The following is a 22,592-nucleotide window of genomic DNA, read 5'->3' on the forward strand; positions in this document are numbered from 1 at the left end:
ATCGCAGCCGTCAGCGTCGTCTTGCCGTGGTCAACGTGACCAATCGTCCCGATGTTGACGTGCGGTTTCGTCCGTTCAAACTTTGCCTTTGCCATCTACGGCCTCCTGATCGCGGGGCGCGGCGGTGCGGGGGCCCCTGAATTACGTGCGCCGCGATGTATAAGCCGCCAAGGGAAAAATCAAGCCTTCCGGAACGGATCGGCACCCTCATTGGGACCGCGAACGGCTGTGCGCGGAAAACTGATGCAGATACGGAACAATACGCACTTCGTTTTCGATGGTTCCGTGGCACTATGCCGTCAGATTTCACCAATGAGGATCCCGAGATGAGCTTGATGAAAACCTTCGCGCGCGTCGCCGCAGGCGTCATGTTGGCCAAGGGCATCGGCGCTGTGATGCAGAACCGTTCCAATCAGCAATCCGGCTCTGCGCAGGGCCGATCCGGCGGCGGTCTGCTGGGCGATCTTCTGAAGAACAATACCGGCGGCGGATCGGGCAGCCTGCAGGATCGGCTGGGTCAGGTGCTTGGCGGCGGCGCGGGTGGCGGGCAGCGCTATGGCGGCCCGAATTCGACTGGTGCGCAGGGCGGGCTGGGCGGCCTTCTTGACGGGCTTGCAGGGCGCACGCGCGGCGGCGGCACCGGTGGCGGTCTGGGCGATATGCTGGGCCAACTGGCCGGGGGCGCACGCGGCGGCACCGGCGGCAGCGGCGGGCTGGGCGATCTTCTGGGCGGCCTTCTGGGTGGCGGTGCCGCTGGTGCGGCCGCTGGCGGTCTGGCACGCAAGGGTTCACAGCCCGCGAATGACGCCAGCTTCGGCGAGCTGTTCAACGATTCCGTCGCCCGCAACGACGAACCCGAAGTGGCCCCGACCCCCGAACAGAATGCCGTTGCCGGTCTGATGCTGAAGGCGATGATCCAGGCCGCGAAATCCGACGGTCGCATCGACGACGAGGAAAAGCGCAAGCTGCTGGGCCATCTGGGCGACGAACTGGACGACGATGAACGCGAATTCATCCGCGAACAGATGGCCGCCGCGATCGATCCGCAGGCCCTGGCCCGCGAGGTGCCGCAAGGATACGAGGCGCAGATCTATCTGGTGTCGCTGCTGGCCATCGATTTCGACAACGAGGAAGAGGCGCGCTATCTGCACGCCTTGGCCCAGGCCCTTGGCCTTCCGCCCGAAACCGTCAACGACATCCACCAGCAAAGCGGCGCGGTGCCGCTTTACAGTTAAGGCAGACCCGGCGCGGACCGATCCCGCGCCGGATCGCAATCGCGTGAGGCAAGATGGCGGCGATTGATCGGATTCGCCGCCTCTGCCAGACTTCCCCAGCGTCACGTTCTGTGACTGCCCAGCCTTCCAGCCATTCCCAGAAGGAGCCCGCCATGCGACTGATTGCCCTGACAGCCACGCTTGCCACGACCCTGCTGCCCGTTCTCGCCCATGCCGACGCCGCCGAGGACGCGCTGGAGGCGCGGCACGGCTACATGAAGATGCTGGCGCTGAACATGGGCACCCTGTCGGGCATGGCGAAGGGCGAGATCGCGTATGACGAAGCGGCGGCATCAAAGGCCGGCAGCAACATCGAGGCGCTCAGCGGGTATGCGGTGGCCGATCTGTTCATTGAGGGAACTGCCATGGGCGAGGTCGACGACTCCGAGGCGTTGCCGGCAATCTGGGAAAACCCTGACCAGTTCGCCCAGAAATTCGCGGCCCTGTCCGAAGCCGCAGCAGGCGCGGGCGAGGCCGTGAAGGGCGGTCAGGAAAATGTCGCCCCCGCGCTGCAGAAACTGGGCGGCACCTGCAAGGATTGCCACGACGACTTCCGCAAGAAATGAGTGCGGGCCCCGAACATGCGCGGCGCGTCCGGGTGTGGGATCCCGCGCTGCGCATGTTTCACTGGTCGCTGGCGGCATTGGTGATCGCGAATATTCTTCTGGGCAAATTCGGCCCGAATGTGATGACCCTGCATTTCTGGCTGGGCTACGCGATTATCGCGCTGCTGGTCTTTCGGCTGGTCTGGGGCTTCATCGGGCCCGAACCTGCGCGCTTTGGCAGCTTTCTTCGCGGCCCCTCGGCGATCGCTGACTATGGCACACATCTGTTCAGACGACAGCCCAGTCACAGCCACGGCCATAACCCGATCGGGGCGATCTCGGCGCTGGCAATGCTGATCGCCCTGGGGTGGCAGGCCGTGACCGGCCTGATGTCCGACCCCGAGGATTTCGTGAATATCGGCCCGCTTGCCGACAATGTCGGCAGCGCGACCGCCAAGGCGGCGGTCGGCTGGCACCACGCAGGGGCCAATCTGGTGCTGATCCTGATCGGACTGCATCTGGCCGCGATCCTGTTCTATCGCGTCTGGAAGAACGAGGATCTCATCCGCCCGATGATCACCGGTTGGAAATGGGTGCGCGGACGCTGACCCCCTGAACGCCGACCGGGGGCCACAGCCCCCGGTCATGTCATGTGCGGCAGGGGCCGCAAGGCCCGTGCCGCTCCGCTTGTCTTATCCGCGGGTCAGGCGAATTTGTTGTCACGCGGAAAACCGCGCGGAGCCATGCGTCCGGTTCCGGCGCGCTTGCCCAGCCATTCGCTCAGATCGCTTTCGGTGCGGGTCTTGCCGCCCCCCATGGGCCAGCTCAGCCCCTCGGCGATGTTGACGAAGCGCGCATCCGACAGGGTGTCGGCGGCCACAAGCCCGCCACCACTGCCATAACGTTGCAGCCGAACCCCCTTGCCACGCGTCATTTCCGGCAATTCGCTTAGCGGAAAGACCAGCAGTTTGCGGTTCGTGCCGACCACGGCGACATGGTCGCCCGCGACGGGCTTGCACAACAGCGCGTCGCCGTTCAGCACCTGTTTGCCGCTTTTGGTCTGGGCCAGGATATCGCCCGCCTGCACGACAAATCCGTCACCCAGTTTCGAGGCGACCAGATATTTCTCGCCCTCGCGCCACGGAAAGACCGAGATCACCTCGGCCTCGTTCGGCAGATCGATCATCAGGCGCAGCGGCTCGCCCATGCCCCGCCCGCCGGGCAGGTTGTTGGCCGGCACGGTGTAGAAGCGCCCGTTCGAGGCAAAGACCATCAGCTTGTCGGTGGTTTCGGCATGCAGGGCCAGTCCGGGCCCGTCGCCATCCTTGAATTTCAGTTCTGCATCCAGCGGCTGGTGCCCCTTCAACGCGCGGATCCAGCCCATCTTGGACAGGATCACGGTCAGCGGCTCGCGCTCGATCATCGCGTCCATGTCGACCGGCTCGACGATCACGGCATCGGTGATGACCGTGCGACGCAGACCTTCCGGATGCGACTTGCCGAACAGGTTGCGCGTCTCCTTCAGCTGATCCGAGATGCGCGACCATTGCTGGGTTTCGTCGTCCAGCATCGCCTGCAGGCCTTCGCGTTCGGCCTGAAGGTTGTCACGCTCGGCCCGCAATTCGATCTCTTCCAGCTTGCGCAGGGCGCGCAGGCGCATGTTCAGGATCGCCTCGACCTGAACATCGGACAGTTTGAACTCGGCGATCATCAGCGATTTCGGATCATCCTCATAGCGGATGATCTCGATCACGCGATCCAGGTTCAGATAGGCGACAAGATAGCCTTCCAGCACCTCGAGCCGCGCCGCGATCTTGTCCAGACGGAAATTCGCGCGCCGGATCAGCACCTCGCGCCGATGGTCCAGAAAGGCGCGCAGCACCTCTTTCAGGCTGCACACCTTTGGCACGCGCCCGTCGATCAGCACATTCATGTTCAGGCTGAAGCGCGTTTCCAGATCGCTGACCTTGAACAGCGCGGCCATCAGCTGTTCGGGATCGACCGCGCGGTTCCGGGGTTCCAGAACGATGCGGACATCCTCGGCGGATTCGTCGCGGACATCGGCCAGAATCGGCACTTTCTTGGTCTGGATCACCTCGGCCAGACGCTCGATCAGTTTGGATTTCTGCACCTGATAGGGAATTTCGGTGACAACGATCTGCCACTGACCGCGGCCCAGATCCTCTTGCTCCCACTTGGCCCGCACGCGGAAGGCGCCGCGCCCGGTGCGATAGGTCTCGGCAATCGATTCGCGGCTTTCGACGATGACCCCGCCGGTGGGAAAATCCGGACCGTTGATCAGACCGGCCAGGGTGTCATCCCGCGCGTCCGGCGTCTTGATCAGATGCAGGCAGGCATCGATCACCTCATGCAGGTTATGGGGCGGCACATTGGTCGCCATGCCGACCGCGATCCCCGACGCACCGTTCGCCAAAAGGTTCGGAAAGGCCGATGGCAGGACCACGGGCTCGGTCAGGGTGCCGTCGTAATTCGGGCGGTAATCGACCGAATCTTCGGCCAGACCGTCCATCAGCGCCTCGGATGCCTGCGCCAGACGCGCCTCGGTATAGCGGGCGGCGGCGGGATTGTCGCCGTCGATATTGCCAAAGTTCCCCTGCCCGTCGACCAGCGGATAGCGCATGGCGAAATCCTGCGCCAGACGCGCCATCGCGTCATAGATGGCGGCATCGCCATGGGGGTGATAGTTGCCCATCACATCGCCGGTGATCTTGGCCGATTTCCGAAAGGCACCGTTTGGCGACAGCCGCAATTCGCGCATGGCGAACAGGATGCGGCGATGCACCGGCTTCAGCCCGTCACGGGCGTCAGGCAGGGCGCGATTCATGATCGTGGACAGGGCATAGGTCAGATACCGGTCGCCGATGGCACGGCTTAAAGGTTCTGCCTGCGTGTTCTGTTCGGGGTCGGTGGGCAATTCGTCTGACATGGAAGATGGATATGCCCTGCCGCGGGCCCGGTCCAGCCGAATTTGTCATCGGGAACACGCGGGGCGGCGTGGCGTTATCATCAGGGATCGGCTATGCAGGATGTCATCCGGCCGACAAGAACGCGGGGGACATATGTTACGATTGCTTGGCCTGATGGCCGTGACATTGCTTGGTTTCTACATCGTCCTGTCCATCTATGGCACCGGCGATCCCCGTGCAGCCCGCCGCGCCGAATTGCAGACGGATGCCCCCCGCGCCGCCGAGGATCCGGGCGCCCCGGATCTGACCGCACCCGCGCCCCAAGCCGACCCCGCGCCCGAACCCGCCGCCGAGGTGGTTCAGGCCACATCCCAGACACCGGAACAGGTTCAGCGGTTTCCCGGCCCCGCGCTGCGCCCGTCGCCCGAATATCCCAATGGCACACCTGACGCCGACGGCACCGCCCCTGCCCCCGCAGCGGTCGGCAGCGGCGGCCCGGTCATGTATGTCACCGGCAACAGCGTGAATTTCCGTGCCGGGCCATCGACCGGCAATGCCGTGATCGGCGCCCTGTCGCGTGGCGCCGCGGTCGAGGCGCTTGGCCCGACCGACGCCTCATGGGTGAATATCCGCGATACCCAGGGGCGCGAGGGGTATATGTCCGGCCAGTTTCTCAGCACGGATCAGCCAAACTGACATGACAAAGCGCGTATTGATCACCGGATGCTCGTCGGGCATCGGACTGGACGCGGCACGCCGGATGCAGGCCGAGGGGTGGCAGGTCGTCGCCACCTGTCGCAGCGAACAGGACCTTGCCGCCCGCCGCGCCGAAGGCATGCAGGCGCTGCATCTGGAACTGTCGGATGCCGACAGCGTGGCCCGTCTGGTCGATGAGGTGCTGGCCACCGGGCCGCTGCACGCATTGGTCAACAACGCCGCCTTCGCCCTGCCCGGCGCGGTCGAGGACATGCCCCGCGACGCCTTGCGATCCATCTTCGAGGCGAATCTGTTTGGCACCCATGACCTGACCGTGCGGCTGATCCCGCAGTTCCGGCAGACCGGCGGGCGAATCGTGAATGTCAGCTCGGTCCTTGGGTTGGTGGGCATTCCCTGGCGCGGCCCCTATGTCGCGACCAAATTCGCGCTGGAAGGGCTGACCGACGTGCTGCGGCTGGAAATGCACAGCACCGGCGTCCGCGTGATCCTGATCGAACCCGGCCCCATCGCCAGCCGCATCCGCGAAAACGCGATCCCGCATTTCGAACGCTGGGTCCGCTGGCAGGACAGCGCCCGCGCCGAGGATTACCGCAACGGCCTGCTGAAACGCCTGTATGAACCGGGCGCCAAGGATCGCTTCGAACTGCCGCCCTCCGCCGTCAGCGACCGGCTGGTCCACGCGCTGACCGCGCCCCGGCCCCGCGCCCGGTATCACGTGACCATCCCCACGCGGATGTCGTCAATCGGTCGCAGGCTGCTGCCGACCGGCGCACTGGACTGGTTTGCGCGGCGCAGCTAGGGTTCGCGGCGAAAGGCGGGAACGATGACCGACAAACCTCTGCTTATAATTGTCGTCCTTGCGGTGCTGATCGTGCTGGGCATCCTTGCGACGGGTATCGGCGGCTTTGCCCGCGGCGGCGAATTCAACCGCAAACACGGCAACCGGCTGATGCGGTGGCGCCTGATCGCGCAGGCGATCGCCGTCGCGCTGATCATGCTGTTCATCTATCTCAGGGGCTATTGATGGTTGTTCTGAACAAGATCTACACCCGCACCGGGGACAAGGGCGATACCGCGCTGTCGGACGGATCGCGCGTGGCGAAACATGATCCTCGCGTCGAAGCCTATGGCACCGTGGACGAACTGAACGCGACGCTCGGCCTGTGCCGCCTGCATGCGCAGGGTGTCATGGCGGAACGGATCTCGGTGATCCAGAACGACCTGTTCGATCTGGGCGCCGACCTGGCCCGCCCGAACATGGCGGCAGACGATCAGGCCGGCTATCCGGTGCTGCGGATCGTCGATACCCAGGTCGACCGGCTGGAACGTGAAATCGACGACATGAACGCCGATCTTGCCGCGCTGCGCAGCTTTATCCTGCCGGGCGGCTCGGTTCTGGCGGCACAGCTGCACCTGTCGCGTACCGTCGCCCGCCGGGCCGAACGCCGCGCGACCGAACTGGCGGCGGGCGGCGACGCCAATCCTGCGGCGATCCGCTATCTGAACCGCCTGTCCGACTGGCTGTTCGTGGCCGGTCGTCAGGCCAATGACGCCGGCAAGAACGACATCCTGTGGGTGCCCGGCGCCAGCCGCTGATCCCGAAATACGCTGCGTCGCAGCGCCGTGATGGCGCAAACGCAGCGTCGAAGGCCGTTTTTGCCCTGTAACAATGGAAAATCCGTCGCTAACACTTGCTCGACGGAGAAGATAAGGAAAGGGAGAGGAGCCCATGAAGGTTCTCGTGCCGGTTAAGCGCGTGATTGACTATAACGTCAAGGCGCGTGTGAAGGCTGATGGTTCTGGCGTCGATCTGGCCAATGTGAAGATGTCGATGAACCCCTTTGACGAGATTGCGGTCGAAGAGGCGATCCGCCTGAAGGAAAAAGGCGTCGCGACCGAGGTCGTGGCCGTCAGCATCGGGGTCAAGCAGGCGCAGGAAACACTGCGCACCGCGCTGGCCATGGGCGCCGACCGCGCGATCCTGGTGGTGGCCGCCGATGACGTCCATACCGATATCGAACCGCTGGCCGTCGCCAAGCTCCTCAAGGCCGTGATCGACGAGGAACAGCCCGGGCTGGTGATCGCGGGCAAGCAGGCAATCGACAACGACATGAACGCGACGGGCCAGATGCTGGCCGCGCTGCTGGGCTGGGGTCAGGCGACCTTCGCCAGCAAGATCGAGATCGAGGGCGAGACCGCCAAGGTCACCCGCGAGGTCGATGGCGGCCTGCAGACCATCGAGGTCAAGCTGCCCGCCATCGTCACCGCCGACCTGCGCCTGAACGAGCCGCGCTACGCCTCGCTTCCCAACATCATGAAAGCCAAGAAAAAGCCACTGGACGAAAAGACCGCCGCCGATCTGGGCGTCGATGTCAGCCCGCGGCTCGAGATCGTCTCGGTCAAGGAACCCGAGGGTCGCAAGGCCGGGATCAAGGTCGAAACCGTGGATGAACTTGTCTCGAAACTGAAAGAAGCGGGGGTCGTGTAATGGCTGTTCTTCTGCTGGGTGAAGTCACCAATGGCGAACTGAACCGCGACGCCACCGCCAAGGCGGTCAGCGCGCTGAAATCCCTGGGCGATGTGACGGTGCTCTGCGCGGGCGCCTCGGCCCAGGCCGCGGGCGAAGCCGCCGCCACCATCGACGGCGTCGCGAAGGTCCTGGTGGCCGAGGACGCGCTTTACGGTCACCGTCTGGCCGAACCGGCCGCCGCGCTGCTGGTCGGTCTTGCGGACGGGTTCGACCACATCGCCGCGCCGGCGACGACGGATGCGAAAAACATCATGCCCCGCGTCGCGGCGCTTCTGGATGCGATGGTCATCTCGGATGTGTCGGCGGTGGTCGATGCCGACACGTTCGAACGCCCGGTCTATGCCGGCAACGCGATCCAGACGGTGAAATCGAAGGATGCGAAAAAGGTCCTGACGATCCGCACCGCCAGCTTCGATGCCGCGGGCGACGGCGCCGCCGCCCCGGTCGAAGCCACGGCCAAGGCCGATGATCCGGCCCTGTCGGCCTGGGTCGCAGACGAGGTCGTGGAAAGCGACCGCCCCGAACTGACCTCGGCGGGCCGTGTCGTCTCGGGCGGACGCGGCGTGGGGTCGAAGGACGACTTCGCCCTGATCGAGAAACTGGCCGACAAGCTGGGTGCCGCGGTCGGCGCCAGCCGCGCGGCGGTCGATTCGGGCTATGCCCCGAACGATTACCAGGTCGGTCAGACCGGCAAGGTCGTCGCCCCCGAACTCTATGTCGCCATCGGCATCTCGGGCGCGATTCAGCACCTTGCGGGGATGAAGGACAGCAAGGTCATCGTGGCCATCAACAAGGACGAAGAGGCCCCAATCTTCCAGATCGCCGATTACGGCCTGGTCGGTGACCTCTTCGCGACGGTCCCCGAACTCACGGAAAAGCTGTAACCGCTTCTTCTTTGCCCCAAATACCCAAGGGGGGAATCGCCGAAGGCGATGGGGGCATCGCCCCCTGCCACGGCAGCCGACCGCCCCGAAAGGGGCGGTTTTGCATTGCAGCACGGCAATCGCCGCCCTATCGTCCGGCCGTCACAGGAATGAGCGAGGCGAAGATGGCGATTCAAACAGTTGGCGTGATCGGCGCAGGCCAGATGGGCAACGGCATCGCCCATGTTTTTGCCCTTGCCGGCTATGACGTGGTCCTGAACGACATCAGCCAGGAGGCGCTGAACAACGCGTTGGCGCTGATAGATCGCAATCTGGAACGCCAAGTCAGCCGCGACAAGATCTCGGCCGAAGCCAAGCGCGAGGCACTGGCGCGGATCAGCACGACCCTGAACCTTCCCGATCTGGGCAAGACCGATCTCGTGATCGAGGCCGCCACCGAACGCGAAACCGTCAAGCAGGCGATCTTCGAGGATCTGGTGCCCCATCTGCGGCCCGAAACGATCCTGACATCGAACACCTCGTCGATCTCGATCACCCGCCTCGCCAGCCGCACCGATCGCCCGGAAAAATTCATGGGCTTCCATTTCATGAACCCCGTGCCGGTGATGCAGCTTGTCGAACTGATCCGCGGCATCGCCACGGATGAGCCGACCTACAAGGCATTGCACGAGGTTGTCGAAAAGCTGGGCAAGACCGCCGCCAGCGCCGAGGATTTCCCGGCCTTCATCGTGAACCGCATCCTGATGCCGATGATCAACGAGGCCGTGTATACCTTGTACGAGGGCGTCGGGAACGTGAAATCCATCGACGAATCGATGAAACTGGGCGCGAACCACCCGATGGGGCCGCTGGAACTGGCCGATTTCATCGGGTTGGACACTTGCCTTGCGATCATGAACGTGCTGCATGACGGGCTGGCAGACACCAAGTACCGCCCCTGCCCGCTTCTGACCAAATATGTCGAGGCAGGCTGGCTGGGCCGCAAGACCGGGCGCGGCTTCTACGATTATCGCGGCGAGGTGCCCGTTCCGACGCGCTGATGTCGCGTTCCGACGCGAAAGCCCGGTCGGAATGCGTCTGATTGGGCAGATATTCCCAATTCAGGAGGCTCCGCCCATGACGACGCTTCGACTTTCCACCGTCGCGCTGATGCTGGCCGCGACGGCGGCCCCGGCTTTTGCGCAGGATGCGGACAGTTGCACGACCGTTCGCATGTCGAATCCCGGCTGGACCGACATCACGGCAACGAATGGCGTGGCCCAGACCCTGCTGCAGGCGCTTGGCTATCAGGCAGAGATCAGCACGCTTTCGGTGCCCGTCGGCTACGAGGCACTGAAGAACGGCCAGACCGACCTGTTTCTGGGCAACTGGATGCCCGCACAGCAGAAATTCCGGGACGATCTGGACGCAGCGGGCGGCATCGAGGAACTGGTCCAGAACCTTGAGGGTGCCAAGTTCACGCTGGCGGTCAACAAACCCGGCGACGAGGCAGGCGTCAGTGATTTCGCTGATCTGGATGCCCGGAAGGGCGCCTTTGAAGGCAAGATCTTCGGTATCGAACCCGGTGCGCCCGCCAATCAGTCCATTCAGGCCATGATCGACGCCGATGATTTCGGATTGGGCGACTGGACGCTGGTGGAAAGCGGTGAACAGGCGATGCTGGCGCAGGTGGGTCGCAACGCCTCGGCCGGGACGCCGACCGTGTTTCTGGCCTGGGCGCCACACCCGATGAACGAGGCGATTGACATCACGTACCTGTCGGGCGGCGACGAACAGTTCGGGCCGGACTATGGCGGCGCGACCGTGCATACCCTGGCCCGCAGCGAATGGGTGCAGAACTGCCCCAACGCGGCCAAGCTGTTCAGTCAGCTTGTCTTTGACATTCCAATGGAAAACCAGCTGATGGGCATGATCCTGAACGACGGTACCGACCCGGCCGATGCGGCCTCGGCGTGGCTGGCGCAGAACCCGCAGGTCCTGGACGACTGGCTTGCCGGCGTGACCACCACGCAGGGCGACCCGGCGAAAGAGGCCGTGCTGGCGGCGATCGGTGGTTGATCAGATGCAACCCAATATCCTGATTCTGATGGCGGACCAGTTGTCGGGCGTGCTGTTCCCCGATGGTCCCGCCGATTTCCTGCACACGCCCAACCTGCGGCGGCTGGCCGAACGCTCGGCCCGCTATGCCAAGGCCTATACCGGCAGTCCACTTTGCGCCCCCGGACGGGCCAGCTTCATGTCAGGGCAGCTTCCGCGCCGCACGCGGGTCTACGACAATGCGGCCGAATTCGCCTCGGATATTCCGACCTATGCCCATCACCTGCGTCGCGCCGGTTATCAGACCTGCCTGTCGGGCAAGATGCATTTCGTCGGCCCCGATCAGCTGCACGGGTTCGAGGAACGGCTGACCACCGACATCTATCCCGCAGATTTCGGCTGGACCCCGGATTACCGCAAACCGGGCGAGCGGATCGACTGGTGGTATCACAACCTGGGCTCGGTCACCGGTGCGGGCGTGGGCGAGATCAGCAACCAGTTGGAATATGACGACGAGGTTGCCTATAACGCCTGCCGGAAACTGTATGATCTGGCGCGCGGCAATGACGACCGGCCGTGGTGCCTGACGGTCAGTTTCACCCACCCGCATGACCCGTTCGTGGCCCGCCGGAAATACTGGGACCTGTACGAGGATGCGCCCGAACTGGCCGCGCCGACACCGATCCCCTACGAAGATCAGGACCCTCATTCGCAACGGCTGATGGATGCCTGCGACTGGCAGAATTTCGACATCACCGAAGATCACATCCGCCGGGCGCGGCAGGGGTATTTCGCCAATATCAGCTATGTCGACGACAAGATCGGTGAAATTCTGGACGTGCTGGACAGCACCCGACAGGAAGCGATCATCCTGTTCCTGTCCGATCACGGCGAAATGCTGGGCGAGCGCGGCCTGTGGTTCAAGATGAGCTTCTACGAAGGCTCGGCCCGGGTGCCGCTGATGATCGCGGCGCCGGGAATCGAACCGGGGCGGGTGGATGCGCCGGTCAGCACCATCGACGTGTTGCCGACCCTGTGCGATCTGGCCGGGATCCCGATGGACGAGATTGCGCCCTGGACCGATGGCAAGTCGCTGGCAAAGGGCGCGGACAGCCGCGGTCCGGTTGCCATCGAATACGCCGCCGAGGGCAGCATCGCGCCGCTGATCGCCCTGCGCGAAGGGCCGTGGAAATACACCGCCTGCCCTGCCGATCCCGAACAGCTGTTCAATCTGGACGAGGATCCGGGGGAACGGCGCAATCTGGCGGGCGATCCGGCCCATGCCGCGACGCTGGGGCATTTCCGTGCCATGGCGCATGAACGCTGGGATCTGGCGGCCTATGATGCCGAGGTGCGGCAATCGCAGGCACGGCGCTGGATCGTCTACGAGGCGCTGCGCAACGGATCCTATTACCCGTGGGATCACCAGCCGCTGATGAAAGCGTCCGAACGCTATATGCGCAACCACATGGACCTGAATGTCCTTGAGGAAAATCAGCGCTTTCCCCGCGGCGAATAGCATCGAGGGGGCCGGTCACCCGGCCCCATCCGTGTCTGGCGATCAGTCTTCGGACTTGCGGTCGCGCTGATCCATGAACTGATCGAATTCGGCCTTGTCCTTGGCCTCGCGCAGTTTCTGCAGGAAATCCACGAAGTCGCGGTGCTCATCCTCCAGCCGCTTCAACGTCTCGTCGCGATAGGCGTCGAAGGCGGTGTTGCCGGTGGGCGCGGCATAGTAATGCGCGCGGCGCTGGCTGCGATTGCTGCATCCGAACATGCGTTTGCTCCAGATCATATATCCAAGGATTGCAAGGCCCACGGGCCAGAACAGGACAAAGCCAAGGATCATCGCAACGATCCAGGCGGGCTTGCCCCGTGCATCCAGCCAATCGCGGGCCCGTGTCAGCGGTCCATTGCCGGGCATGCGAAAATCAGGGGCCGGCTGGCTGACGTTATACATTTCTAGCCTCCATGTTAATGTTAGTAACATTTACATAGATGGGGCATGCAGGACCGCAATCAAGAGGTGCCGCAATAAAAATCGTTATTCCGGGATCAGGCCAAGCCCGCGCAGATAGATGATCGCGCCGCTTTCCAGCATTTCCGACGGCTCGACAGAACTGCGCCCGCCGGGCTTGCCGCGTGAAAAAAGTTCGACCACGCCATGGCTTAGCGCCCAGACATGATTGGCCACCATGCGGGCGGGCGGGCGTTTCGCCGCAGGCAACGGCTGTGACAACGCCTCGGCCGCGCGGACCAGCACGCTTTGGGCCTGATCCGAGGCCTTGGCCAGATCAGGGTTGCCCGCGATCGAGATGCCGGATTCGAACATCGCCATGTAATATCCGGGCCGCTCGGCCGCGAAATCCAGATAGGCCTGCCCCATGCGCAGAAACGCGGTCAGGTTCCGGGGACGCCCCTGATCGAACGCGCTTTCCAGTCGATCCGCGAAATCCAGAAACCCCTGACGTGCGACCTCTTCGATCAGATCGTCCCGGCCCCTGAAATGTCGGTAGGGTGCCGCAGATGACACCCCGGCCCGCCGTGCTGCCTCGGCCAGGGTAAAGGCTTGCGGGCCCATTTCCTGAATCAGCGTGGCCGTCGCCTCTACCAATGCCTGTCGCAGATTTCCGTGGTGATAGCTTTTGCGTTCGGGCACAGCGCCGCCCTACATGCCTTCGCCGAAATAATCGCCGACCAGCGCCTCTAGCGCGTCGGCCAGTTCCGCGGCCTGCGGGCCGGTCGTCGTCACCATAATCGATGTGCCGCGCGGCGCGGCCAGCATCAAAAGCCCCATGATGGAATCGCCGGAAACGCTCATCCCGTCCTTCTCGACGGCGGCCTGCGCGTCGAATTGTTCGACGACATCGACGAATTTCGCGCTGGCGCGGGCGTGAAGCCCTTTGACATTGATGATGGAAAGTTCGCGGGTAACGGCTGCGGTCATTGAGCGGGGGTCCGGGCGTCGATCATGGCGTCTGCGGGAACGTTGTAGGAATTGATATATTTCCGTCCCGCTTCCTTGGCAAAGGAAACCGCATCGGCAACCGGAAGATGACGCGACTTTGCCAATTTCACCAGCATCGGAAGATTGGCCCCGTAAAGGATCGTGCGGTCGCGCACCGCGCAGGCCGGCACCGACAGGTTCGAGGGCGAGCCGCCGAAGAGATCGGTCACAACCACGACGCCATCGCCCAGATCGACGGAATTGGCCGCGGCCATGATTTCGGCCGTTTTGGCGGATCGGTCGTGATCATCCTCGATCGCGACCGCCGCGATTCCGTTCTGCGGGCCGACCACATGTTCGACCGCCGACAGATATTCGCGGGCAAGGCCGCCATGCGCTACGATGACAATTCCGATCAACGCGTTCCACCAAGTCCAAAAACCCGCATCATGACGCCGCCCCCTTTACCCCTGCCGCGACCCGCGCCACATCTGCGGCGCCGCCATCGGCATGGGCGGACGACGCCGCGATGCGGCGCTCCAGTTCCCTATGTCTTATTGACACCGGCCATCCTGCCTCTGCAAGCGCCTGAGACATCTTTTCGACCAAAGTGACGGAACGGTGTTTGCCGCCTGTGCAACCAAACCCAACCGAGAGATGTGTTTTCCCTTCCTCTACATGCGCAGGCAGCAAAAACAGCAACAAATCACGGCATCGCTGAAAGAATTCATCATAGCGCGAGTCGGTGGCAACAAAGTCCTGAACCGGCGTGTCAGTACCGTTCAACTCGCGCAGCTCGGCCTCCCAATGGGGGTTCGCCAGAAAGCGGCAGTCGAACATCACATCCAGCCCGCGCGGTACGCCACGCTTGTAGGAAAAGGAATGCAGCGACAGGCTAAGCCGCTGGCTCGCCTGCGTGTCGAACCAGCGGGCCAGTTCCGCCTTCAGGTCATGGGGCGACAATTCGCTGGTATCGACCAGCACATCGGCCCGCGACCGGATCGCGGCAAGTACGTCGATCTCGGCGGTTACGCCCGACAGCGGCGACCCTTCGGGCGACAACGGGTGACGGCGGCGCGTCTCGCTATAGCGTCGGATCAGGACGTCGGGCTCGCAGTCCAGAAACAGAACCTCGGGCGCAAAACCCGGATGCCGCGTCAGCCGGTCGATCAGCTCGATGACATTGCTGGTGGAAAAGTCGCGGTTGCGCACATCCAGCCCCAAGGCCAGCGGCGTCGGGCGCGCGGCCCCATCCAGAAGCCGCGGGATCAGCGACAGCGGCAGATTGTCGATCGCCTCGAAGCCCAGATCTTCCAGCACGTTGATCGCGGTCGAGCGACCCGCACCCGACGGGCCGGTGACCAGAACGACGCGCTGCGCCACCTGTCCGGCATCAAACTCTGTCTGTTCGTTCATGACTTCATCGTTGACCATTGGCCATCCTTCAATCTGAACCGCGACCGTCTACGCGCACCGACCTTTCAACATCATTTGCCGCATAGCAGCATAAAGCTGTGGCCTATAGGGCCTCAACACAAGAGGCACGAAGATTCCCAATATTTCGTGAACGCGCTGCGGGGGCAAGCGCATCTGCTCGTCCTGACCAAGGTCGATGACGCAATGAAGCTGGGCTTGTGGCAGGTTGTCGGCGTGCAAGATCCCGATCCCGCGCGCCTCGATCTGCCCGGCGATCGTGTCGGGCGGACGGGCGAAAAGCGTATCCCCGCGCCGCTGAACGCAGGTCTGGTCGTCGCTGACCAGATCAGCCCCCACCGCCATCAGGTCCAGTGCCAGTGCGGACTTGCCAGACCCTGAAGGGCCCAAGATCAGAAGCCCCCTGCCCTGAACCGCGACACAGGTCGCATGCAGCATCGTTTCGCGAATCACCATGCCCCCAAGTTGCCCGCAATCACGGGTGGAATCCGCCGCAATCGTCCCCAAACGGACCATGTTAGCGTTAACATTAGCTGTTTGCGCTAACCGTTTGCGCTCGCTTGTTTCCTCGTTTTGGCAGCGTGCTATAGGCCGAAGACACTGTGTCACGGAACTGTCGCAGCCACTATTGCAGTCAGGAGCTTGAGGAATATGACGACGCGCGTAAACCCGAATTGCCGGTTGGAAGATCAAGGGATCGAAGGGCTGGGCCGGGTTTATTATAACCTGCTGGAGCCGGCCCTGATGACCGAGGCCGTCGCGCGCGGCGAAGGCAAGCTGGGCCTTGGCGGCACGTTCCTTGTCTCGACCGGCGCCCATACCGGCCGTTCGCCCAAGGACAAATTCGTGGTCCGCACCAAGGATGTCGAGGATACGATCTGGTGGGAAAACAACGCCCCCATGTCGCCCGAGGCTTTCGACCTGCTGCATGCCGACATGCTGGCCCATATGAAGGGCGGCGATTATTTCGTGCAGGATCTGTTCGGCGGCGCTGACCCGGCCGAGCGTCTGGACGTGCGCGTCATCACCGAACTGGCCTGGCACGGGCTGTTCATCCGCCACCTTCTGCGCCGCCCCGAGGCCCATGAACTGGCGGAATTCGCGCCCGAATTCACCATCATCAACTGCCCCAGCTTCAAGGCCGATCCGGCCCGCCACGGCTGCCGCAGCGAAACGGTCATCGCGCTGAACTTCGAAAAGAAGATCATCCTGATCGCCAACACCGCCTATGCCGGCGAAAACAAGAAATCGGTGTTCACGCTGCTGAACTACATCCTGCCCGGCAAGGGCATCATGCCGATGCATTGCAGCGCCAATCACGCGCCCGGCAACCCGGATGACAGCGCCGTGTTCTTCGGCCTGTCGGGCACGGGCAAGACCACGCTGTCCGCCGACCCCAGCCGCGTGCTGATCGGCGATGACGAACATGGCTGGTCCGACAACGGCATCTTCAACTTCGAAGGTGGCTGCTATGCCAAGACCATCAACCTGTCTGCCGAGGCCGAACCCGAAATCCACGCCACCTGCTCGCGCTTTGGCACCGTGATCGAAAACATGGTCTTCGATGCCGACACGCTGGAACTGGATTTCGAGGACAACTCGATCACCGACAACATGCGCTGCGCCTACCCGCTGGACGCGATCTCGAACGCCTCGGACAGCAGCCTCGGCGGGCATCCGAAAAATGTGATCATGCTGACCTGCGACGCCTATGGCGTGCTGCCGCCGATTGCACGGCTGACGCCCGCGCAGGCGATGTATCACTTCCTGTCGGGCTTCACCTCGAAGACGCCGGGCACCGAAGTCGGCGTGACCGAACCGATCCCGACCTTCTCGACCTGTTTCGGCGCGCCCTTCATGCCCCGCCGCCCCGAGGTCTATGGCAAGCTTCTGGCCGACAAGATCGCCCAGCACGGCGCAAGCTGCTGGCTGGTCAATACCGGCTGGACCGGCGGCGCCTTCGGCACCGGTTCGCGCATGCCGATCCGCGCCACCCGCGCCCTTCTGTCCGCGGCGCTGGATGGCAGCCTGAACGAGGTCGAGTTCCGCAAGGACCCGAATTTCGGCTTCGACGTGCCGGTGTCGGTTCCGGGCGTGTCCGATGTGCTGCTGGACCCGCGTCAGACCTGGGCCGACCGCGAGGCCTATGACGTGCAGGCGCAGAAACTGGTCCAGATGTTCAGCGACAATTTCGCCCAGTATCTGGAAGGCATCGACGACGAGGTCCGGGCCGCCGCCATCGGCTGACCTGCCCGGCGCAATTCTTGAAAAGGCCGCCTCCGGGCGGCCTTTCTTCATTGCAGACGATCACGCGACAAATGACAAACCCCGCGCCACTACGCGGGGTTTTCGCATCATGTCGGGTGGCCAACGGCCACCCGTCCGCTTGGCCACCGGCCGATCAGCCGATCTTGCCGCCGCCCTGCTTGGTAATGGCCACGACCGACGGACGCACCGGCATCGCATCGTCGAAATCCGGCCAACGGGTCGACAGGTCTTCGTAATAGGACGGGCGACCATGACCGTCCCAATCCTCGCCACCATCCGCGGGGTGCTGGACGGCGACGAAGAAGGTCGTCAGATCCGCCGTCGGGCACGGGCCGCACATCTCGGCGCCGACCGGCACACGGTAGAACAGGCGCGAGGTGCCGCGTGCGCTGCCTTCCGTGTCCATCGCCCACAACCCGTCGGTGCGGCCGGTCTTGCCGGGCGAATTGCCATCGGTCGACACCCACAGGCGGCCATCACTGTCCACGGCGCAGTTGTCGGGCATGCCGAACCAGCCATCTTCCGTCGTCGCGGTCGAGAAGGTGGCCCCGACCTCGGCGATGGACGGATCGCCGCATTTCACCAGGATTTCCCAGGTGCCTTTGGTCGCGGCCAGGTCGCCACCCTCTTCCACGATCTCGACGATATGGCCGAAGGCGTTGTCCACGCGCGGATTGGCGGCATTCGCCTCTTCGCGCTTGGTGTTGTTGGTCAGCATGACATAGGCGCGGCCGGTTTCGGCATTCGGCTCGATATCCTCGGGGCGGTCCATCGGCGTCGCTTCCAGCAGGTCGGCGGCGCGGCGGGTCTCGATCAGAACATCGGCCTGGCTTTCAAAGCCGTTCTCGGCGGTCAGCGGGCCTTCGCCGTGAACCAGCGGCAACCATTCGACGTTGCCGCCCTCGTCAAAGCGCGCGACATACAGCGTGCCTTCGTCCAGCAGATCCATGTTCGCGGCACGGTCGTCGGGGTTGTACTTGCCCGCGGTCACGAATTTGTAGACATAGTCGAAACGCTCGTCATCGCCCAGGTAGAAGACCACGCGACCGTCCTTGGTCAGCGCGCTTTCGGCGCCCTCATGCTTGAAACGGCCCAGGGCGGTGCGCTTTTTCGGGGTCGAGGTCGGATCGTTGACATCCACCTCGACGATCCAGCCAAAGCGGTTGGGCTCGTTGGGTTCCTTCGAGATGTCGAAACGGTCGTGATACTTGCCCCAGTCGTAATTCGCACCGGGCACGCCGACGCGTTCATAGTTCCGGGCCTCGGCATGATCGGCCGGCAATTCGCCGATGAAGTAACCGTGGAAGTTTTCTTCGGCCATGATGTAGGTGCCCCAAGGCGTCACGCCGCCGGCACAGTTGTTGATCGTGCCAAGCGCGGCCTTGCCCGAGGGGTCGGCCACGGTCTGCAGGCGGGCGTGACCGGCGGCGGGGCCGGTGATCTCCATCGGCGTCTTTGCTGTGATGCGGCGGTTCATCGCGCCGTCCAGAACCGGCTGCCATTTGCCATCGACCTTGCGGATCTCGATCACGGTGCCGCCATGGGCTGCCATCTCGATATTCACGCGGTCTTCGGTGGCGGCGGCGACTTCGATCTCGCCGTCCTTGACGGTCACGATGCCGGGGAACATCAGGTGTTCATTGGTGTATTCATGGTTCACGACCAGCAGGCCGTGATCGTCGGCACCATCCAGCGGAATGAAGCCCACGAAATCGTTGTTATAGCCGAACTGGCGTTCCTGCGCGGCTTCCGACTGGTTGGTCGGGTCGAAGTCCGGCGCATCGGCAAAGACCTTGTCACCCCAGCGCAGCAGCACATCGGCGTCATAGCCCTCGGCGACGTGGTGGTCGGCATCGACGCCGGCCTTCACCTCGGGGAAGTTGAAGACCGAGCCTTCGACCGCGCCCTGCGCATGAGCGTCATCGGCGGCCAGGATCGCCATCGGGCTGACCGTGGCCGAGATCGCGGTGGCGGCCATCGAACCTTTCAGGAAACCGCGGCGCGAGAAACGGGCGGCGATGATTTCGCCCATGGTGCGATTCTTGGTCGGGTTCAGACCGGGGCCGTCAGCCTCTTCCAGCTGGCTGGTGCGGAAGACGTGGCGGGAAGGCTGGTGATCGTTCATGTCGCTCTCCTGGCATGACGCTTGGGCAGGCCCGACGCGGATGCGCGGGCCGTTCGGCGTTTGGCTTAGGCCCGCCATGTGACGGTCATGCGACAGTGACGCGAAGCTTTGTTGACGCCGGCCGTGAACGCGAAACGCCCGGCGCGGGCCGGGCGTTGGGTCGGGTTCGGCAGCTTGGCGGTCGTCAGACGCCGAGGCACCAGCGCATCACCGCCTTTTGCGCATGCAGCCGGTTTTCGGCCTCGTCCCAGATCACAGAATTCGGGCCGTCCATGACCGCGCTTGTGACCTCATCCTCGCGATGGGCGGGCAGGCAATGCATGAACAGCGCGTCGGGTTTGGCATGGGCCATCAGCGCCTCGTTGACCTGATAGCCACGCAATTGGTTGTGACGGCGTTCCTTGGCCGATTGCGGGTCATGCATGCTGACCCAGGTATCGGCAAAGACCAGATCCGCGCCCTCGACCGCCTTGGCCGGGTCACGCTCGATCGTGACACCGACGCCCTGCGCGCGCGCGAAATCGATCGCCTCGGATTCCGGGTCCAGGGGCTGGGGCCCGGTGAAGGTGAAATCGAAGCCGAACTGGCCCGCCGCGTGGATCACGCTGGCACAGACATTGTTGCCGTCCCCGACCCAGACCGCCTTCTTGCCCGCCAGCGGCCCGCGATGTTCTTCCCATGTCATGATATCGGCCATGATCTGGCAGGGATGGGTGCGGTTGGTCAGCCCGTTGATCACCGGCACATCCGCGTATTCGGCCATTTCCTGAAGCGTCGCCTCTTCAAATGTGCGGATCATGATCAGATCGACATAGCGCGACAGGACGCGGGCGGTGTCGGCAATGGTTTCGCCGTGACCCAGCTGCATTTCGGATCCCGACAGCACCATGGTCTGCCCGCCCATCTGCCGCACGCCGACATCGAAGCTGACGCGTGTGCGGGTCGAGGGTTTTTCGAAGATCAGCGCGACCATCCGCCCGGCGAGCGGCAGATCGTCATCGGGCGTGCCCTTGGGGCGGCCGTTGCGGGCGGTCTTCATGGCGTGGGCCTGATCGACGATCGACCTGAGATCGTCCTTGGTGGTGGTGTGGATATCCAGAAAATGCTTCATCTTACGTGTCTTTCGGCGATTTGGGCCAGCAAGCCCCTTTAGGGGACCGGGGTCAAGGGGGCGCTGCCCCCGCCGCGCCTGCGGCGCGTCCCCCCCGGGATATTTCTGCACAGAAGATGGTCATCGTCGGCGCGTCATCACGCGCACGGGGTGACCATCGGCATCCGCAGCCGTGAGGTCGCCGGAAAAGCCCGCCTTCTGATAGGCGCGGATGGCCCGCAGATTGTCGGGCGCGGGATCGATGGCGAGAGTCGAGGCCTTTTGCAGCAACCGGTCGCAGAGGGCGTGCAGCCAGGCACCGCCCTGCCCCCAGCCCTGCGGCGCGCCAAACACGTCAAGCGCGATGGTGTCGGCGGGAAGATGGGCGAAATGCGGGGCGGGCCAGTGCTGTGCCGGGTAGTATTGGGCATAGCCAAGAGGCAGGTCGCCCCGCGTCGCGATGACCTGCTGCATGACGCCCTGTTCCAGATCGGCGCGCAGCAGGGTGATCTGGCGATCCGACCCCTGCCACCATCGGGCCACGCGCGGATCGCGCAGCCATTCGGCCAGCATCGGCAGATCGGATTCCGCCACTGGCCGAAAGCCGTAGTCAGGCATCGAGGCTTTCGGCGGCACGGTCAAGCCGCGTCACGGCCTCGGCGATTTCCTCGTCAGAGATGTTGAGCGGCGGCAGCATCCGCAGGGTGTTGTCCGCAGCGGGAACCGTCAGGATGCCCTGGGCATAGCCTGCCTTGACCAGATCCGCGGGTGAGGCATGGCATTTCAGCCCCAGCATCAGCCCCTGACCGCGCACCGCCTGAAACACCGTGGGGTGGGAGGCGACGAGGCCTTCCAGCCTTTGGCGGAACAAAGCGGCCTTGCGGTTCACCTCGGCCAGGAAATCGTCATTGGCGACGATCTGCATCACCCGCGCACCGACCGCGCAGGCCAGCGGGTTGCCGCCATAGGTCGAGCCATGCGTGCCGGCGACCATGCCGGCCGCCGCGCCTTCGCTGGCAGCCACGGCCCCCAGCGGGAAGCCCCCGCCAATGCCCTTGGCGACCATCATGATATCGGGCGCGATGCCGGCATATTCATGGGCAAACAGCCGCCCCGTCCGACCGACGCCGCATTGCACCTCGTCGAGGATCAGCAATGTGCCGGTCTGATCGCAAAGGGTCCGCAATTCGCGCAGGTCGGCGTCATCCATGGGGCGGATGCCGCCCTCGCCCTGCACCGGCTCGATCATGACGGCGCAGGTGCGATCGCTGATCGCGTCGCGCAGTGCCTGCATGTCGCCCCAGGGCAGTTGCCGGAAACCGGGCATCAGCGGGCCGAAGCCCTTGACCATCTTTTCCGACCCCGCCGCCGCGATCGCCCCGGTCGAACGGCCGTGGAAGGCGCCTTCGAAGGTCAGGATCTCGATCCGTTCGGGATCGCCCTGATGGTCCCAGTATTTACGGGCCATCTTGATGGCCAGCTCTGCCGCCTCGGTCCCCGAATTGGTGAAGAACACGGTGTCGGCAAAGCTGTGTTCCACCAGCAGATCGGCCAGCTTTTCCTGTTCCGGGATCTGATACAGGTTCGAGACATGCCAGATCCGGCCCGCCTGTTCGGTCAGCGCCGCGACCAGATCGGGGTTGGCGTGGCCCAGTACATTGACCGCGATGCCCGCGCCCAGATCCAGATATCGGGTGCCGTCGGTCGCGATGGCCCAGACGCCCTCGCCGCGTTCGAACGCGATGGGGGCACGGTTATAGGTCGGCAGAACATGCGAAATCATGGCGGATTCCCCGAATGGCATGACAGATTTT

Annotated in this window: 25 protein-coding genes; 13 read left to right on the forward strand and 12 right to left on the reverse strand. The window is 63.9% G+C overall.

Annotated elements, in window-relative coordinates:
* Positions 1 to 95, reverse strand: a 95-nt coding sequence (locus tag BMX67_RS15970; RefSeq protein ID WP_023878051.1) for a GTP-binding protein, incomplete at its 3' end; no start/stop codon positions are given.
* 231 nt (positions 96 to 326) lie between these two features.
* Here BMX67_RS15970 and BMX67_RS15975 point away from each other — a divergent pair.
* From BMX67_RS15975 to BMX67_RS15985, 3 genes are all read left to right on the forward strand, one after another.
* Positions 327 to 1,235 (forward strand): tellurite resistance TerB family protein, encoded by a 909-nt coding sequence (locus BMX67_RS15975; protein ID WP_090737144.1) that lies wholly within the window; start codon positions 327 to 329, stop codon positions 1,233 to 1,235.
* A gap of 152 nt (positions 1,236 to 1,387) precedes the next feature.
* Positions 1,388 to 1,840, forward strand: a complete 453-nt coding sequence (locus BMX67_RS15980; RefSeq protein WP_090737146.1) for a c-type cytochrome — start codon at positions 1,388 to 1,390, stop codon at positions 1,838 to 1,840.
* On the forward strand, positions 1,837 to 2,427 hold the full coding sequence (locus tag BMX67_RS15985; RefSeq protein WP_090737148.1) for a cytochrome b/b6 domain-containing protein: 591 nt from the start codon (positions 1,837 to 1,839) through the stop codon (positions 2,425 to 2,427). The genes BMX67_RS15980 and BMX67_RS15985 overlap by 4 nt, the downstream gene beginning before the upstream one ends.
* 95 nt (positions 2,428 to 2,522) lie before the next feature.
* On the opposite strand, the gene parC is transcribed toward BMX67_RS15985, so the two are convergent.
* A complete protein-coding gene (parC, locus tag BMX67_RS15990) occupies positions 2,523 to 4,766 on the reverse strand; it encodes a DNA topoisomerase IV subunit A (RefSeq protein WP_090737150.1) in 2,244 nt (747 codons plus the stop codon).
* Between the two features lie 133 nt (positions 4,767 to 4,899).
* On the opposite strand from parC, the gene BMX67_RS15995 reads away from it, so the two are divergent.
* The 9 genes from BMX67_RS15995 (at position 4,900) to betC (ending at position 12,433) form a co-directional block, all read left to right on the forward strand.
* A complete protein-coding gene (locus tag BMX67_RS15995) occupies positions 4,900 to 5,442 on the forward strand; it encodes an SH3 domain-containing protein (protein ID WP_175479941.1) in 543 nt (180 codons plus the stop codon).
* A gap of 1 nt (position 5,443) precedes the next feature.
* Positions 5,444 to 6,262, forward strand: coding sequence for an SDR family NAD(P)-dependent oxidoreductase (locus tag BMX67_RS16000; RefSeq protein WP_090737152.1), 819 nt, complete (start codon positions 5,444 to 5,446; stop codon positions 6,260 to 6,262).
* A gap of 24 nt (positions 6,263 to 6,286) precedes the next feature.
* Positions 6,287 to 6,487: a twin transmembrane helix small protein gene (locus BMX67_RS16005; protein WP_090737154.1), complete on the forward strand. Its 201-nt coding sequence runs from the start codon at positions 6,287 to 6,289 to the stop codon at positions 6,485 to 6,487.
* Positions 6,487 to 7,059 (forward strand): cob(I)yrinic acid a,c-diamide adenosyltransferase, encoded by a 573-nt coding sequence (locus BMX67_RS16010; protein WP_090737156.1) that lies wholly within the window; start codon positions 6,487 to 6,489, stop codon positions 7,057 to 7,059. The genes BMX67_RS16005 and BMX67_RS16010 overlap by 1 nt, the downstream gene beginning before the upstream one ends.
* Positions 7,060 to 7,192: 133 nt before the next feature.
* Positions 7,193 to 7,951, forward strand: a complete 759-nt coding sequence (locus BMX67_RS16015) for an electron transfer flavoprotein subunit beta/FixA family protein (RefSeq protein ID WP_090737160.1) — start codon at positions 7,193 to 7,195, stop codon at positions 7,949 to 7,951.
* Positions 7,951 to 8,877: an electron transfer flavoprotein subunit alpha/FixB family protein gene (locus BMX67_RS16020; protein ID WP_090737162.1), complete on the forward strand. Its 927-nt coding sequence runs from the start codon at positions 7,951 to 7,953 to the stop codon at positions 8,875 to 8,877. The genes BMX67_RS16015 and BMX67_RS16020 overlap by 1 nt, the downstream gene beginning before the upstream one ends.
* Before the next feature lie 164 nt (positions 8,878 to 9,041).
* Positions 9,042 to 9,917, forward strand: coding sequence for a 3-hydroxybutyryl-CoA dehydrogenase (locus BMX67_RS16025; RefSeq protein ID WP_090737282.1), 876 nt, complete (start codon positions 9,042 to 9,044; stop codon positions 9,915 to 9,917).
* A gap of 76 nt (positions 9,918 to 9,993) precedes the next feature.
* Positions 9,994 to 10,935: a choline ABC transporter substrate-binding protein gene (choX, locus tag BMX67_RS16030; RefSeq protein WP_090737164.1), complete on the forward strand. Its 942-nt coding sequence runs from the start codon at positions 9,994 to 9,996 to the stop codon at positions 10,933 to 10,935.
* Between the two features lie 4 nt (positions 10,936 to 10,939).
* Positions 10,940 to 12,433, forward strand: a complete 1,494-nt coding sequence (betC, locus tag BMX67_RS16035) for a choline-sulfatase (protein WP_090737284.1) — start codon at positions 10,940 to 10,942, stop codon at positions 12,431 to 12,433.
* A gap of 42 nt (positions 12,434 to 12,475) precedes the next feature.
* Here betC and BMX67_RS16040 read toward each other — a convergent pair whose 3' ends face one another.
* The 6 genes from BMX67_RS16040 to BMX67_RS16065 form a co-directional block, all read right to left on the reverse strand.
* Entirely contained in the window at positions 12,476 to 12,874 is a 399-nt protein-coding gene (locus BMX67_RS16040; protein ID WP_090737166.1) for a DUF2852 domain-containing protein, read from the reverse strand.
* An 84-nt stretch (positions 12,875 to 12,958) separates the two neighbouring features.
* Positions 12,959 to 13,573, reverse strand: coding sequence for a TetR/AcrR family transcriptional regulator (locus tag BMX67_RS16045; protein ID WP_175479942.1), 615 nt, complete (start codon positions 13,571 to 13,573; stop codon positions 12,959 to 12,961).
* 9 nt (positions 13,574 to 13,582) lie between these two features.
* Positions 13,583 to 13,861: an HPr family phosphocarrier protein gene (locus BMX67_RS16050; protein WP_090737168.1), complete on the reverse strand. Its 279-nt coding sequence runs from the start codon at positions 13,859 to 13,861 to the stop codon at positions 13,583 to 13,585.
* Entirely contained in the window at positions 13,858 to 14,280 is a 423-nt protein-coding gene (locus BMX67_RS16055; RefSeq protein WP_090737170.1) for a PTS sugar transporter subunit IIA, read from the reverse strand. Before BMX67_RS16055 ends, BMX67_RS16050 begins: the two co-directional genes overlap by 4 nt.
* Positions 14,281 to 14,308: 28 nt before the next feature.
* Entirely contained in the window at positions 14,309 to 15,295 is a 987-nt protein-coding gene (rapZ, locus tag BMX67_RS16060; protein ID WP_245739492.1) for an RNase adapter RapZ, read from the reverse strand.
* Between the two features lie 30 nt (positions 15,296 to 15,325).
* Positions 15,326 to 15,811, reverse strand: coding sequence for an HPr kinase/phosphorylase (locus BMX67_RS16065; protein WP_342707927.1), 486 nt, complete (start codon positions 15,809 to 15,811; stop codon positions 15,326 to 15,328).
* A gap of 135 nt (positions 15,812 to 15,946) precedes the next feature.
* Between BMX67_RS16065 and BMX67_RS16070 the strand changes: the two genes are divergently transcribed.
* On the forward strand, positions 15,947 to 17,542 hold the full coding sequence (locus BMX67_RS16070) for a phosphoenolpyruvate carboxykinase (protein WP_090737172.1): 1,596 nt from the start codon (positions 15,947 to 15,949) through the stop codon (positions 17,540 to 17,542).
* Positions 17,543 to 17,696: 154 nt separating this feature from the next.
* Here BMX67_RS16070 and BMX67_RS16075 read toward each other — a convergent pair whose 3' ends face one another.
* The 4 genes from BMX67_RS16075 to BMX67_RS16090 form a co-directional block, all read right to left on the reverse strand.
* Positions 17,697 to 19,688, reverse strand: a complete 1,992-nt coding sequence (locus BMX67_RS16075) for a PhoX family protein (RefSeq protein WP_090737174.1) — start codon at positions 19,686 to 19,688, stop codon at positions 17,697 to 17,699.
* Between the two features lie 184 nt (positions 19,689 to 19,872).
* Positions 19,873 to 20,799: an ornithine carbamoyltransferase gene (gene argF, locus BMX67_RS16080; RefSeq protein WP_090737176.1), complete on the reverse strand. Its 927-nt coding sequence runs from the start codon at positions 20,797 to 20,799 to the stop codon at positions 19,873 to 19,875.
* Positions 20,800 to 20,919: 120 nt separating this feature from the next.
* Complete coding sequence (locus tag BMX67_RS16085; RefSeq protein WP_090737179.1) at positions 20,920 to 21,396, reverse strand: GNAT family N-acetyltransferase; 477 nt, start codon at positions 21,394 to 21,396, stop codon at positions 20,920 to 20,922.
* Positions 21,389 to 22,561 carry an aspartate aminotransferase family protein gene (locus tag BMX67_RS16090; RefSeq protein WP_090737292.1) on the reverse strand — a complete coding sequence of 391 codons (1,173 nt, stop codon included), beginning with the start codon at positions 22,559 to 22,561 and terminating at the stop codon, positions 21,389 to 21,391. Before BMX67_RS16090 ends, BMX67_RS16085 begins: the two co-directional genes overlap by 8 nt.
* Between the last annotated feature and the right edge of the window lie 31 nt (positions 22,562 to 22,592).

The sequence above is a fragment of the Paracoccus homiensis genome (assembly GCF_900111675.1).
Lineage (GTDB): Bacteria > Pseudomonadota > Alphaproteobacteria > Rhodobacterales > Rhodobacteraceae > Paracoccus > Paracoccus homiensis.

Excerpts from the sequence above, each read along its gene's own strand:
- BMX67_RS16085 (WP_090737179.1), bottom strand. The coding sequence starts at position 21,396 with ATGCCTGACTACGGCTTTCGGCCAGTGGCGGAATCCGATCTGCCGATG.
- choX (WP_090737164.1), top strand. The coding sequence starts at position 9,994 with ATGACGACGCTTCGACTTTCCACCGTCGCGCTGATGCTGGCCGCGACG.
- BMX67_RS16040 (WP_090737166.1), bottom strand. The coding sequence starts at position 12,874 with ATGTATAACGTCAGCCAGCCGGCCCCTGATTTTCGCATGCCCGGCAAT.
- BMX67_RS16000 (WP_090737152.1), top strand. The coding sequence starts at position 5,444 with ATGACAAAGCGCGTATTGATCACCGGATGCTCGTCGGGCATCGGACTG.
- BMX67_RS15995 (WP_175479941.1), top strand. The coding sequence starts at position 4,900 with ATGTTACGATTGCTTGGCCTGATGGCCGTGACATTGCTTGGTTTCTAC.
- BMX67_RS16090 (WP_090737292.1), bottom strand. The coding sequence starts at position 22,561 with ATGATTTCGCATGTTCTGCCGACCTATAACCGTGCCCCCATCGCGTTC.
- BMX67_RS16010 (WP_090737156.1), top strand. The coding sequence starts at position 6,487 with ATGGTTGTTCTGAACAAGATCTACACCCGCACCGGGGACAAGGGCGAT.
- BMX67_RS16015 (WP_090737160.1), top strand. The coding sequence starts at position 7,193 with ATGAAGGTTCTCGTGCCGGTTAAGCGCGTGATTGACTATAACGTCAAG.
- argF (WP_090737176.1), bottom strand. The coding sequence starts at position 20,799 with ATGAAGCATTTTCTGGATATCCACACCACCACCAAGGACGATCTCAGG.
- BMX67_RS16005 (WP_090737154.1), top strand. The coding sequence starts at position 6,287 with ATGACCGACAAACCTCTGCTTATAATTGTCGTCCTTGCGGTGCTGATC.
- BMX67_RS15980 (WP_090737146.1), top strand. The coding sequence starts at position 1,388 with ATGCGACTGATTGCCCTGACAGCCACGCTTGCCACGACCCTGCTGCCC.
- parC (WP_090737150.1), bottom strand. The coding sequence starts at position 4,766 with ATGTCAGACGAATTGCCCACCGACCCCGAACAGAACACGCAGGCAGAA.
- BMX67_RS15985 (WP_090737148.1), top strand. The coding sequence starts at position 1,837 with ATGAGTGCGGGCCCCGAACATGCGCGGCGCGTCCGGGTGTGGGATCCC.
- BMX67_RS15975 (WP_090737144.1), top strand. The coding sequence starts at position 327 with ATGAGCTTGATGAAAACCTTCGCGCGCGTCGCCGCAGGCGTCATGTTG.
- BMX67_RS16070 (WP_090737172.1), top strand. The coding sequence starts at position 15,947 with ATGACGACGCGCGTAAACCCGAATTGCCGGTTGGAAGATCAAGGGATC.
- rapZ (WP_245739492.1), bottom strand. The coding sequence starts at position 15,295 with ATGGTCAACGATGAAGTCATGAACGAACAGACAGAGTTTGATGCCGGA.
- BMX67_RS16020 (WP_090737162.1), top strand. The coding sequence starts at position 7,951 with ATGGCTGTTCTTCTGCTGGGTGAAGTCACCAATGGCGAACTGAACCGC.
- BMX67_RS16050 (WP_090737168.1), bottom strand. The coding sequence starts at position 13,861 with ATGACCGCAGCCGTTACCCGCGAACTTTCCATCATCAATGTCAAAGGG.
- BMX67_RS16075 (WP_090737174.1), bottom strand. The coding sequence starts at position 19,688 with ATGAACGATCACCAGCCTTCCCGCCACGTCTTCCGCACCAGCCAGCTG.
- BMX67_RS16025 (WP_090737282.1), top strand. The coding sequence starts at position 9,042 with ATGGCGATTCAAACAGTTGGCGTGATCGGCGCAGGCCAGATGGGCAAC.
- betC (WP_090737284.1), top strand. The coding sequence starts at position 10,940 with ATGCAACCCAATATCCTGATTCTGATGGCGGACCAGTTGTCGGGCGTG.
- BMX67_RS16065 (WP_342707927.1), bottom strand. The coding sequence starts at position 15,811 with ATGGTCCGTTTGGGGACGATTGCGGCGGATTCCACCCGTGATTGCGGG.